Below are 12,551 nucleotides of genomic sequence, written 5' to 3' on the forward strand. Positions count from 1 at the left end.
CATGGGATAGTACTTTTTCCCTAAAATCTAATGAATATGTCATAGCTAAAAAGCGCTAATTATAACAAATATATAAGACTTTTTAAATTTTAATCAACTATATTTGACAACAACCAGAATCGTTTCTAAATTTTAAGAAGCGAAAAAAAGGAATTCTTCAATGCATATTCTTTTTGATTTTGATGGGACATTAGCGGATTCAGGAAACCTTGTATTGAGTAAGATCTGTGCAAATACTAAACATCAACTCAGTATCGAAGAATTAAGAAATCTTCCATCAGATCAGGTAATTCAGAGTTTAGGGATCTCCATTCTAAGACTCCCCTTTATGATTTTGGAAATGCGCGCTGAGATTCGTCGCAACATTACCACATTGTCATTAGTATTAGATATGAAAGAAACCCTTGAAATTCTAAATGGACAAGGCCATCAATTGCATATTGTTTCATCAAATTCAAGAAAGAATATTAATGCATTTTTGAAAACCCATAACATTCATCATTATTTTTCATCTATTTCTAGCTTATTTACTATTTTTGGGAAAGCGAAAGGGTTAAAAAAAATACTGGCAAAATATCAAATAGATTTGGCTGATGCTTTGTATATAGGTGATGAAACTCGAGATATTGAAGCGGCCAATCAAGTGAATATAAAAAGTTGCGCTGTCTGCTGGGGTTACAATTCGGAAGCGATATTAAAAGCCTATAATCCTGATTTTCTTATCAAAACGCCAAAGCATTTGATCTCAACTATAGGTTCACTCAACTTATAAGGCTAATTGTTTTGCTGAAAGGGAAATCGGTGTATTGTTATTTTGATAACACAAAATCCTCTGCCGCGCCTTATGATGCTGAGTTTATAATAGAAAGTCTTAAGCGGCAAACATGAAATCCACGCTATTTTTTAGCTTAGTATGGTATAATTAAACTTCATAGACCTAAACGTGCTAGAGAAAAATTCTATGGTTAACGAAATGAAACAACGCCTCGATGAGTTACGAGAAAAAGAAAGACGCTCACAACTAGAAGAACAGGAACTCAGAGAACTAATGTTGAAGAAGCGGTCATCCCAACATGAGTCTCACCAATATACATTGCGTTCTGGTGACGATAGCACAGAGACTCCTGAAGAATTTCAAGCGATTATCGATGATTACATGTCGTTTGTTGGTGAATTTGCAAAGGAAAGACCTGAAGCTAAAGGCGGTTTACTGAAGCTTGATTTCCCAACGCCAGAAAACGCGGTTGATTTCTTTCAACAGCAAGCAAGTAAAAGTCGTTCGTTTATTATATTCGATGAACAAACCAAGAAGGTCTTAGCTTACTCCAATGGAGATGGCCAGTTGCACCATGGTAATGGAAAACCTTTCCAAAAAGACGATAAACTAACTCGCTCAGAAATCGATTACAAAGATTTCCATATGCCTAGCCCAGATACAATGAGACCATAACATCAATCGAGTTTGAGTCGTTGACTCATTGATGGGCGATCAAAATTATTTTAAATAAATTCTTCGCCAAATTTATCTCTAATGATGTTAAAGTAATCTCTTTCATGCTTCCGTCTTCTTGTCGATAAAGATGCCTATCTTGAATATCAACTTAATCATGGCTCATTTCGTCAAATTCAGCAGTTGTTGATGGTGGTTTAAGTCTAACCGTCCAAAATGAAGCTTTAATAAAACGCCCGAGCCAAAACAAACACACAATGGATTGTTTTTAGCTGGTTATCAGTGTACAATATTTTTACATTTATCTGAGATAACAAGCGGAATAATCAATGCTTTCAATGAATTTTTTTAAATTTAAACAACAATTAGATCTTATTCTAGAAAATAATAGTGCGAATAAAGCACTCATATTAAGTTTGAACGAGCTTAGTGCTAGTATTAAAGTTGAATTCAAAAATTTAGCCAAAACGAATAATGAAGAAAAAATTGCCGTTGTTATAGCAAAACATGCTAGCGGTAGAGTCCTTGAAGATATGGAAGAACAAGAACTCTTTAATCCTCAATTCTTCAAAAGAAACCAACCCATTGGAAAAGCACAAGTAAAAAATCATATGCGGCAACTAAAACACCTAGCAAAAATAGTTGTATATATTACTGAAAAATTTAATGAACTTAGCGCGGCCGCAGAAAAGAACGAAGAAAAATCAACATTTTCCTCACGGTGCTGAAGCGATACAGCTTATTCTAAATTTTCGTCAACGGTTTGGGTAAAAACGTAGGTCCAGATCCTCAACTCAATATTTTTTCAGCTCACTTTGAAGCTGATGCTGCCAAGATTACTCATGCGATGCGGGCGTCATTGAAGAAAATATGAACGTTATCCGGCATTTAGATTTAAACTTGATAAAAAAGGAATCGGAACTAAACTTTTCAGCAGCCGAAAATGACGAAAAACAGGGTTTTATTTATACTAAAGAGGGAGCGATGGATGAGCCACTTGAGATAGGTTTTCAAAGTTTTTTGTGTCATTCTTGAAAAAACAATGATTGTTTCTCGCTAAGCCAGCTTCAGGTTTTTTCTCAGTGACTTCATTAAAAACTATTTCAAGTTCAGAAATGAAATCAAATTTAGTGTCTGCGTCTTCGCCAGACTCTTGAATTTTCTTCACCTGGGTTATTATTTTGTCTAAACTCTGATAAGCATTTAGGGATAAGCTCGGTCGCTTTAATGCATTAAAAATTGTGCTAACGATCCCATCGCTTCCGCTCCCCAGATTGAGAATTGATATTTCTTGTGATGAAAATTTAGTAAAATCATCGTTAATCTTCACCTTGTAGAATTCAATTAAAGAAAATTCTAATTCATTACGCTCTTCAACATTTAATTCGCTTTGAAGCTTAACAAGCTTGTTCTCTATTATTCTATTAATTATGAACCCTTTGTACTCCTCTCCCTTCATTAGTTCTACTATGACTTGCTCACTTATTTTAATGTCATCAAAAATGACTTTAAGTAGCTCGGGGTAGTAGATGGCATCAGTTAGTATGCTTCGGCCATAGTTATTAAACGTCTTCACAGCTTCGAGGCGATCTGCTCTTGGTAATAATTCAAAAAGCCGTTTAACTGATTCTGGGTTTCCTGCGGCATTCTGTAATACGGTAGTTCCATATTGATCATTCATTTTCACGGTATCAAGACGCTCTGATTCCGGATATAGTTCAAGAATGATTTGAAGCGACTCGGGGTTTTCCGCGGCATACTGCAATACGGTGTTTCCATACTTGTCAGTCAGTTTCACGGCTTCAAGGCGCTCTGCTTCTGGGTGTACTCCAAGAATAATTCCAAGCGAGGCAGGGTTTGTGGCGACTTTATGCAATAAGGTTTGCCCATATTGATCACTCATCTTTACGGCTTTAAGGCGCTCTGCTTCTGGATATACTTCAAGAATTACTTTAAGCGATTCATAAGTTCTTGCAACTTTGTGTAATATAGAGCGTCCATATTGATCAGTCATTTTCACAGTTTCAATGCGCTCTGTTTCTGGGTATAGTCCAAGAATGAATTTAAGTGATTCAGAATGAGTGTTGATATTCTGCAATAGGGTTTGTCCACATTGATCGGTCATTTTCACGATTTCAAGACGCTCTGCTTCTGGGTACATTCCAAGAATGATTTGAAGTGACTCAGGGTTGCTGGCGGCTTGGTGTAATAATAAGTTTTGTCCATATTTATTATTCATTTTCACGGCTTCAAGGCGCTCTGCTTCTGGGTATACTCCGAGAATAATTTGAAGGGACTCAGGATTACAGGAAGCATCATAAAGTACACTGTGTCCATGACCATTAGTCATTTTCACAGCTTCAAGACGCTTTGCTTCTGGTAAAACTCCAAGAATGATTTTAAGCGACTCAGGGTTACTGGCGACTTTATGTAATATGGAGTCGCCATCTTGATCAGTCATCTTTACGGCTTGAAGGCGCTCTGCTTCTGTTAATAATTCAAAAATGACTTTAAGCGACTCAGGGATTAGGTAAGCATTCTGCAATACCATTTTTCCAAATTTATCAGATATCTTCAGGGCTTCAAGGCGCTTTGCTTCTGGTAATACTCCAAGTATGACTTTAAGCGACTCGGAGTTACTGACGACTTTATGCAATATGGAATCACCATCTTGACCAGCAATTTTCAAAGCTTGATGGCGCTCTGATTTTGTTAATAATTCAAAAATAACTTTAAGCGATTCAGGGCTTGTGGCGGCCTTGTGCATTACGGTGTGGCCATTTTTATTACCAAACTTCACGGCTATAAAGCGCTCTGCATCTGGCAATACTCCAAGAATGGCTTTAAGTGACTCAGGGTTTGTGGCGGCAAGATGTAAGGCGTTTTCGCCATTATTATTGATTGCATTTGAATAAGCACCCTGCTGAAGGGCAGTAAAATCTATTCTGTTCTGATTTAGCGCTTCAATATAACGATGATTGACCTCGACCAGCTGCTCTAACTCTGTTTGACGTACTCCGGATACTTCTTTTAACTGAGCTAACAACACTTCAGACTGGTTGTTGTGTAAAAGACAATACACGATTTTTTTTAATGGCTCATTGTCCATCAGAGGAGCATCTGTCTCAAACAGAACTTTAAAATAATGTTGCGTTTCTTGCTTTATCCTTTCCTGGAAAGCCGCTGAGGTGGTTTGACCATAAAATAGGTAAGGGATAGTAGCGTCTGCCAATAATAATTGTGACATGGAATCCCTATAGCCTTTGTAATCAACTGGTTGCTCTATTGTGGCTGGAAACTCCTTAGAGGCAATGTTGCGTGTAATGCCACTATGGCTACCTGTGTTGATGCGATTGACTTTAAAATGCTTGAAATCCGGATTGTTGCACAATTCATGTGCTAAATAGCGATACATTTCCGCTATTTCTTCAACCATATTAGTAGTCCGACTTGCCTCTATGGAGTCAAAACACAGTGCGCCGCCGATGCTTCGCCAGGCCCAGGCTTGGGCGAGAATTGGATCATTAAGGCTTGAGTTGTAAGCATCGCCTTTGAACAGCACATAAAAACCACCGTCAGGTGAGGTGATCCCATGAATAGCGCATGAAGCGCCTGCATTCCCCAGGTATTGGCAACAATTGGTTATTTTGCCAAGGCATGCGGCCAGAGCGGCTCCTCGATCATCCAAGGTATCGAGTTTTTTTAAATACATACCAGGGTACCCGATTGTCGCTCCATCAATAACAAGATTTGGGATGGCCATGTCATCATTCTGGCGTGTCAATGTATTAAATCTCGCAATTTCTTTTTCACTAATGCCATACTTAACCAATAGTTGATGCGCTGCATTACTCCCTAATTGATATTTTTCATAAAACGCTTGCAAAATCGCCATATCGGCTTCTTCTAAAGTCATGCCGGCGCAAAGCTCGGCTAACTCCAACCGCAAGCGAGATCGTTGTGAACCTAACTTGCTAAGACGCGCCCTTTTCTCCGCTTTTTGCTCCTCAGTCCTCTGCTGAGGCTTGCCTGCAACGCGCTTATATTCCTGATGAATGGTTATAATTTCTTTTGTCTTAGCGGCAATGGCTTGTTTGCTAGGAAGGTTCTTGCTTTGTTTTGTTTTCTCCAAGCCGGAACGCTCAATCCGCTCTATAGCAGATGCGTGCGGTAATAGCTCGCGAAAACGGGGGTTTAACATCCAATCAGGCTTGTTGTTTTTCGTGCGATTCGCCATGGTTTTCCAGCGCTCAAACTGGCATGCCTCTGGAGGCGGTAATTCAAATAAACAAGCATCGTGCACCAAATAATTAAACGAATTACCCTCTTTAAAATTCAACAAGTAGGCATGAATTTTTTTCTCATCCTTAAATAAGGTGGCCAGTTTAAACGCGTGCTCTTTAGGATTTCCGTTTTGCTCATAAAGATGCGCTAATTGGCATAAAGGCAGGATTCTTTGATAAAGCACTTCATCAAAAAATGGCTTATAAGCCCCTGGCTCTTGGTAAGTAGTCAGCAAATGCTCGGTACCCGGCTTTTCCCGTGCTTCTAATCCGTGGCCTATCAATGTTTGTTGCAAATAAGGAACGCCCTTGCCCTCATGCTCATTCTTAACGTCTTCAAGCAAGCGCTGAAACTTGGCCCGAGCCTCGGCGGGAGAGCGTTTACAGACACGGATAATTACAGTGATTTCTTTTAAAATACTAAAAAAATTCATAATACTCCTGCATTGGTTTGCAGCCATTAGGATTGACCACCCGTTTGGTGCAAATCCAATCACAGAAGATGCAAACTATGCAAATTTCAGACGTTGAACGTTATCGTTAATAAGATGGTTGTTATGTACAAATATTCATCAATGCTATCAAAATGATACCGATATAGCAAGTTACATCCTGTTTGCCTTGCTTGGTTTTAGTGTATGTCTCGTATAATAATCGGTTTGGTTCTTGCTGTTTCTAGTTTATACACAATAGGTTCTTAACAAACCCATTAATCATGGGACCCTTATGGATACGCTGAAAAAGTATCAGTAGCAGAACACGCCCGTAGTACACCAAGTTCTCAAATACCAGATAAATTTAGAAGTTAGAGAGGTTCCATCATCTGCATTATCAGGCAATCCTTATCGCCTGTTTGCTTCTGGAGAACCCAGAGGTGGCGATGCCATAGGATCACAGCACAAGGGTATGAATGTGGCGAGAATATAATTGACCTCCCATCCAACTTCTTAATCTTTCCTTAAGCCTTTAATAGCATAATTATTATACAATTTTTAACTAATGATAAACTCATTAATTTTTTAAACAGTTAGGGTAGATTGATATGCCGAAAAAAGGTGGAGAAAAAGTGAACGCGGGTGCAAGTGGAACTTCGTTATTAGAGCGATTGCCTGTTGAACTGATTGATAGGCATATATCGAAACATCTTTCAGACAAAGACTTGGCTCGACTTTCTAGGACATCTCGAACGATGTTTTCTCTTTGTCATGAACCATTAGCACAAAGAGCGGTTAAAACGCTTTTGCTCCATGTTATTAAAGGAGAAGAGGCCGAAGCGCTTAAAATGATTAATGCCAATCTTCGTTTATTGTTTATTCCTTCTCAAGCTACAGCCATCGACTACTCTGGTCGTTCCTACAAAGATTACACACCCTTTCAAGCAGCCTTGCTCTCTCATGATGTCACTCTTTGGAGAAAGATAGAGCCTTATTTTAATAAGCTGCCAAATGGACAGGAAGAAAAGGCAAGACAGTTTAAAGAACTATTTCCAGAGGACTTGCCTAAGCAGAAATCCTATAATTTTAATACCCTGGTTCAAGTCATTTCTAACAGTTCAGATGCTGATATTATGGCAGCTCTTAGAAAAGAGAATAATGACACATCGATTTGCGAGGCTTTAAAGGACTTTAGAACAGACTTTGCAGCGTTAGCAATGAAAGAAACATTGTTTAATCCATTGCACCTAATTACGACGCTTAAGATCTACGATGAGCAATTTACCCCTTGGTCATGGAACCAACGTAATTTATTCTGCAATCAAGTTATCGGTTATATTCAGCGCTTTCTACCGGCATGCCATGCACAGGCCCTCTGCCAGGGACTATATTCTATTGTCATAGATAAAAATCCCTTGCGGCGTTCATTAAATTTGCAATGTGATGCTGGCGTTTATTTCCCACTTACTGATTTAGCTGGTCTTGGTTTCGATTTTGGAGTTTACAGCGGGACTGGGGCGCGCATGCAGCACCAGCACGTTGCGGCGACGCGGGTGGAAAGTAAATTATTGAGAGGCTATATAACCCAAATACAGCAGAACTACTTGGCCTTAAGCAACGCATGCGACCGACTGGATAATCCATCACGGGCAGTGACAATCTGATCTCGCGCTAGTGATGTACGATTTCTTAACAGAATACTGTTTAAGCACATCTAACGAAAACGTTGCAAGACGTTTTATCCCAACATATCTCGTGATACAGTATTAAGAGTTCGTCATAAGTCCAAATGCCTGAGGAATTTACCCACCAAAGGACAAAGCGATACAAATAGCGTCTAATCAATTGGATAGAGAACCCATCGTGCGATACTATGCATAAAGCGCAAAAAGAAGGTAAATAAAGATCTTTTGTGGTCAAAAACTAGGGGCTTACCCTACCCTGGAAAAAACAATTGGTCTTTTACAATAAGTTCTATAGAATAGCGCACCTTCACTCGCTTTGATAAAAATTGAACACTCAATCCCCACATTCTCTTGAAGACGGTATTCACCAGTATGGTTTTCATATTATTGATAATTTCTTAGGTAAATCAGATTATCAGGATATTCTTACTGCTATCGCCACGAAATATCAAGCGGGCCACTTTCGCCAGGCTAGAATCGGAAATAATGAAAAAACTCAGCATAAGCGCGCTATTCGTAATGACCAAATCTGCTGGCTTGATTCATGTTCTGAGTATAGAGGACTGAAAGCCTACATAGCGGCGATCGAGATTATCCGCAATCTACTAAACCAAACATTTTTTTTAAGTCTCGTGGATTTCGAAGCGCACTTTGCCGCTTATGCTCCTGGCTCATTTTATAGAAAGCATATCGATCAATTTCTCAATACCCAAGATCGGAAAATCTCATGTGTCTATTACCTAAACTCCGACTGGCAGCCTGAGCATGGTGGTGAATTATTAATTTACAACCTCCAAGATGAATTACTAGCCACTATTCAACCTGTAGGCAACCGTATGATATGTTTTAGCAGTGATCTACCCCATGAGGTTCTTCCAACAAAAGCAATTCGATACAGCATTACGGGATGGCTTAAAACACGGTCAGCCATACCCTTTTGAAAGGCTCCCTCTCTGTCGATAAAACACTTGACCCTTTCTTTCATATAACTATAGACTCTAGTTGAGGTGTTGCCGGAGAAAGGGATGGGGTGGTTATCGAATGTTATACGTTGGGGAAAAAGGATTTGGCGCAAAGACTCACTCACCGCTATATCTGCTTACTCCTATCAAACCATGCACTATCTCTTTGAACAAGGCAAAGCCCTCCCTGCTTTTACGAAATCTTTTATCGATCACGCGTCCACAAGAACTGTTGCTAACCACTTATTTAGAATTGCTTATGAAGACGTAATTCCGCTGGTTTTAGTCACCTATGGTACTGACTTAATTCATGCTCAATGCAATACGTATATAGCAGATGAAGATGAGCAATCTTCTGCAACCACTATATTTATTCTAAAATCATCTTTGCATCTTCTTGAGACTGCCACCTGGATCTTTAAGGTACGTAAACAAACCCAACTGTTTGTTCGTACCGCAATTGTTACTTTAGAAGCGCCCCTGTTATTTAATAAAAATCGCTCATCTCCAGTCATGACCGTTTGTACAGAAGCACATTGCTCAACATTACGTTTTGTCCAAGGATCATTGCGTGATATCGTCACTTATTACTCAACCGAGCTCGCCATCTCTTCACTCCGATACCTTCCAGTTGCTGGAAACACATTGGCTTCATTCCTGTTGACTTATCATAATGGCCGCTACTTGGTATCGGTTGCTTTACCGGAAATGTGCAATCGGCATCAGGTGCTTTATTTGCGCCAGCATTCAGAATTAGCGTTCTCTCTAGGTATTGGACATGCCATAAGTTCAAGAACAGTTAATTTTTTGCTCGAAGTTCTAACTAAAATTCCAGCCTCTTACTATGCCAGTAGTGTCGAGCAACTTATATTCATCTTCCATATGAATGTAGCGGCCCATTTAACTCTGCCTAATCCTCCCAAGGCTTTAACTCGAACCATACGAGATCCCATCCACTTATTTCAGTCAACGATCGGCTTCGTATTCGATGCTTTGCTCGTTGGATTGAAAACAAAAATCCCTTCTCTTTTACCCAATCAACAACCAGGAGGTTTAATACAAACAATCAAACGTGCTCCCTGGAGAGAAATCAGAAACATTCACCTATGGATAACATCGAATTCTAATGCAAGGATATTTTTGCCAAAATTATTGCACGATCTACCCTCCTTTCTTAATGATCCTATCATAAAATCTAATTGGCCTGCGCTCCAACAATCAATGCTAAGTTTATTAAACACCATTGAGTCATTAAATCAAAGCCGTACAATAAGATGGTTAAGCTATACTCCCAATGTAACGAGCCGCTTAAATGAAACCATGACGGGTACACCTAGATTGATAACCACCGTAGCTCTACAACTCTTTACCGATCCTGAGTTTATGAGGTTTGCCACAAGGTTAAAAAACCAGTTAGAAGAATTACAAATGCAGAGCTCGTTCAGACTAATCCCTGAAGAAGATTATATTTTAGTGGATCGTGAGGAAAGATCACCGACAACGAATAGTCCTATGGCTTTTTATTCCTCACATCGATTGCATGGCGAGGAAACGGAATCAAACGCTTCATCGGATGAATGGAAATTTGTAGATTCGGAAGGTTGGGTGCATATAGAAGGAGTGAATGATTCAACCCATGTTCATCTTAGACCTCGGTGAAGTTGAAACCAATATAAGGCTAACAACGTCGCTCCATCTCTTATGGTCGCATTCTCTATCAACTCAAATGCTTTCTTCTTAGAAATTATATGAGTTTTTATCACTTCATCATCGACACCATAAATTCCAGGCTGAGGAATTTCCTCTACTTCAGAGTAGAATAAGTGTGACTTTTCAGAGAGCATTCCGGGACTTTTGTAAACTTGCGTAATGGAAAGCAACCGGTCAGCGCTCATTCCCGTTTCTTCGTAAACTTCCTTACGAGCCGTTTCTTCAGGGGTTTCACCCTCCTCAATAGTTCCGGCTACGCATTGAAATAGAAAAGGGTTTTCATCAGCAGCATTCGCAAAGACGCCTGGGCGAAATTCTTCGCAAAACACAAAGCTATCAATCTTAGGTGCGTAAAGAAGAACGTGCACCGAGTCAGAGGTCACAACCACTTCTCGTGATTGACAGATTGGTGACGATTGATTCGGGTTAGGATTAGAAAGTTCAAAGGTGTATTGGCGTAACTGCAAGTAGCCATCGTATTCGGTTTTTTGCGAAACTACGTGAACCTTATCGTTCATAATCTCATCCTTAGTTTATGACCAGATACTTCAAAATAATACCGCTAAACTGTTACTGCACGTCCACCTTGTCGCCCAGGAGAGAGCAGTTACGCTAAACACTTAATACCCTATTTCTTTTTTAATTTTTTAATATGTTTAATCAAACGTTTTTTATGTTTAATCTGTCGTTCAGATAATTTATTTCGTTTATGTTTGTATGGATTTTCCCCACCTTTAAATTCAATTTTAAGAGGTGTTCCAACCAAATTAAGTTGTTCAGTAAACGAATTGATTAAGTATCGCTTGTAACTATTGGGCAAAGAGTCGAGTTGATTGCCATGGATCACAATGATAGGAGGATTATGACCACCTGCATGAGCATATCGTAACTTAATGCGTCGTCCTTTAACGAGCGGAGGTGGATGTTGTGCTACAAAGTCTTGAAGAAGTCTAGTTAATTTGGGCGTAGAAAAAGATTGCATGGCTGAAGAATAGGCTTGGCCAATATCTTTAAAGAGATTCCCTACCCCAGTTCCATGCAACGCAGAAATAAAACGAATCTTGGCAAATTGCGCGAATTGTAACCGGCGATTAATCTCTGCTTTGACATGGTCTTTATGATCTTCATCGAGTCCATCCCATTTATTAATCGCGATAACCAGCGCTTTTCCTGCCTCAATGATAAATCCTAATAAATGCAAATCTTGATCGGTTAGGCCTTCTTTCGCATCCACGAGCAAGAGGCATACTTGAGATTCTTTAATCGCTTGCAAGGTCTTAATGATTGAAAACTTTTCAATTTTTTCATCAATACGGCCGCGTCGCCTAACCCCTGCGGTATCAATTAAAATATAGTTTTGCTCATCTCGCTCAAACGGAATGGCAACGCTATCGCGAGTTGTGCCCGGCATGTCATAAACTACAACGCGCTCTTCGCCAAGTATACGATTGATTAAAGTGGATTTACCGACATTAGGCCGACCAATAAACGCGATTTTAATAGCATCACTATCTTCGATGGTTTCTGAGTCAATTTCAGAAAACTCTTGTGTAACGATAGATAATAAGCTCCCTATCCCACGATTATGTGCTGCTGAAATGGCATGCACTTCAGAAAATCCGAGCGTTTGAAACTCTGCGCGAGCCACATCTTCATTAATACCATCGGTTTTATTGACAATCAAATGAACAGATTTATTAATTTTTCTTAATCGAGAAGCAATATCAACATCAACAGGAGTGAGTCCGTCGCGACCATCGACCAGAAAGAAAATGATGTCCGATTCAGTTAGAGCTATATCAGATTGCTTCGACATTAGTGCATCGACATCTAGATCCTCAACGCCAATTCCACCGGTATCCACAACGATAAACGGTTTATTGTTGAATACAGCATCGCCATATTGTCTATCACGAGTGAGGCCAGGATAGTCTGCGACCAATGCATCCTGGGTATGTGTTAACCGATTAAATAGTGTGGATTTTCCAACATTAGGACGCCCAACTAACGCGATTACAGGGATCATA

Annotated in this window: 9 protein-coding genes; 6 read left to right on the forward strand and 3 right to left on the reverse strand. The window is 39.6% G+C overall.

Annotation, left to right across the window (positions count from 1 at the left end):
• Nucleotides 1-160: 160 nt before the first annotated feature.
• The 3 genes from E1O47_RS06335 to E1O47_RS06345 all read left to right on the forward strand — a co-directional run bounded on the left by E1O47_RS06335 (nucleotide 161) and on the right by E1O47_RS06345 (nucleotide 2,178).
• Nucleotides 161-772 carry an HAD-IA family hydrolase gene (locus E1O47_RS06335; RefSeq protein WP_133130423.1) on the forward strand — a complete coding sequence of 204 codons (612 nt, stop codon included), beginning with the start codon at nucleotides 161-163 and terminating at the stop codon, nucleotides 770-772.
• Nucleotides 773-973: 201 nt separating this feature from the next.
• A complete protein-coding gene (locus E1O47_RS06340) occupies nucleotides 974-1,450 on the forward strand; it encodes a hypothetical protein (RefSeq protein ID WP_133130424.1) in 477 nt (158 codons plus the stop codon).
• A 329-nt stretch (nucleotides 1,451-1,779) separates the two neighbouring features.
• Complete coding sequence (locus E1O47_RS06345; RefSeq protein WP_133130425.1) at nucleotides 1,780-2,178, forward strand: hypothetical protein; 399 nt, start codon at nucleotides 1,780-1,782, stop codon at nucleotides 2,176-2,178.
• A gap of 242 nt (nucleotides 2,179-2,420) precedes the next feature.
• Here E1O47_RS06345 and E1O47_RS06350 read toward each other — a convergent pair whose 3' ends face one another.
• The gene (locus tag E1O47_RS06350; RefSeq protein ID WP_133130426.1) at nucleotides 2,421-6,167 is read right to left on the reverse strand and encodes an ankyrin repeat domain-containing protein; all 3,747 of its coding nucleotides are present in this window, start codon (nucleotides 6,165-6,167) and stop codon (nucleotides 2,421-2,423) included.
• A 608-nt stretch (nucleotides 6,168-6,775) separates the two neighbouring features.
• Here E1O47_RS06350 and E1O47_RS06355 point away from each other — a divergent pair.
• From E1O47_RS06355 to E1O47_RS06370, 3 genes are all read left to right on the forward strand, one after another.
• A complete protein-coding gene (locus tag E1O47_RS06355; RefSeq protein WP_133130427.1) occupies nucleotides 6,776-7,831 on the forward strand; it encodes an F-box protein in 1,056 nt (351 codons plus the stop codon).
• 347 nt (nucleotides 7,832-8,178) lie between these two features.
• Nucleotides 8,179-8,793: a 2OG-Fe(II) oxygenase gene (locus E1O47_RS06365; protein WP_242602035.1), complete on the forward strand. Its 615-nt coding sequence runs from the start codon at nucleotides 8,179-8,181 to the stop codon at nucleotides 8,791-8,793.
• 84 nt (nucleotides 8,794-8,877) lie between these two features.
• The gene (locus E1O47_RS06370; protein ID WP_133130429.1) at nucleotides 8,878-10,473 is read left to right on the forward strand and encodes a hypothetical protein; all 1,596 of its coding nucleotides are present in this window, start codon (nucleotides 8,878-8,880) and stop codon (nucleotides 10,471-10,473) included.
• Here E1O47_RS06370 and E1O47_RS06375 read toward each other — a convergent pair.
• Complete coding sequence (locus E1O47_RS06375; protein WP_133130430.1) at nucleotides 10,455-11,042, reverse strand: NUDIX domain-containing protein; 588 nt, start codon at nucleotides 11,040-11,042, stop codon at nucleotides 10,455-10,457. The genes E1O47_RS06370 and E1O47_RS06375 overlap by 19 nt on opposite strands.
• Nucleotides 11,043-11,152: 110 nt before the next feature.
• Nucleotides 11,153-12,550: a ribosome biogenesis GTPase Der gene (gene der / locus E1O47_RS06380; protein WP_133130431.1), complete on the reverse strand. Its 1,398-nt coding sequence runs from the start codon at nucleotides 12,548-12,550 to the stop codon at nucleotides 11,153-11,155.
• Nucleotide 12,551: the final 1 nt, after the last annotated feature.

Source organism: Legionella yabuuchiae, from assembly GCF_900640115.1.
Taxonomy (GTDB): Bacteria; Pseudomonadota; Gammaproteobacteria; order Legionellales; family Legionellaceae; genus Legionella_A; species Legionella_A yabuuchiae.

What these genes read in the sequence shown, in the direction of transcription:
- E1O47_RS06335 (WP_133130423.1), top strand. Translation starts at nt 161, where the DNA reads ATGCATATTCTTTTTGATTTTGATGGGACATTAGCGGATTCAGGAAAC.
- E1O47_RS06340 (WP_133130424.1), top strand. Translation starts at nt 974, where the DNA reads ATGAAACAACGCCTCGATGAGTTACGAGAAAAAGAAAGACGCTCACAA.
- E1O47_RS06345 (WP_133130425.1), top strand. Translation starts at nt 1,780, where the DNA reads ATGCTTTCAATGAATTTTTTTAAATTTAAACAACAATTAGATCTTATT.
- E1O47_RS06350 (WP_133130426.1), bottom strand. Translation starts at nt 6,167, where the DNA reads ATGAATTTTTTTAGTATTTTAAAAGAAATCACTGTAATTATCCGTGTC.
- E1O47_RS06355 (WP_133130427.1), top strand. Translation starts at nt 6,776, where the DNA reads ATGCCGAAAAAAGGTGGAGAAAAAGTGAACGCGGGTGCAAGTGGAACT.
- E1O47_RS06370 (WP_133130429.1), top strand. Translation starts at nt 8,878, where the DNA reads ATGGGGTGGTTATCGAATGTTATACGTTGGGGAAAAAGGATTTGGCGC.
- E1O47_RS06375 (WP_133130430.1), bottom strand. Translation starts at nt 11,042, where the DNA reads ATGAACGATAAGGTTCACGTAGTTTCGCAAAAAACCGAATACGATGGC.
- der (WP_133130431.1), bottom strand. Translation starts at nt 12,550, where the DNA reads ATGATCCCTGTAATCGCGTTAGTTGGGCGTCCTAATGTTGGAAAATCC.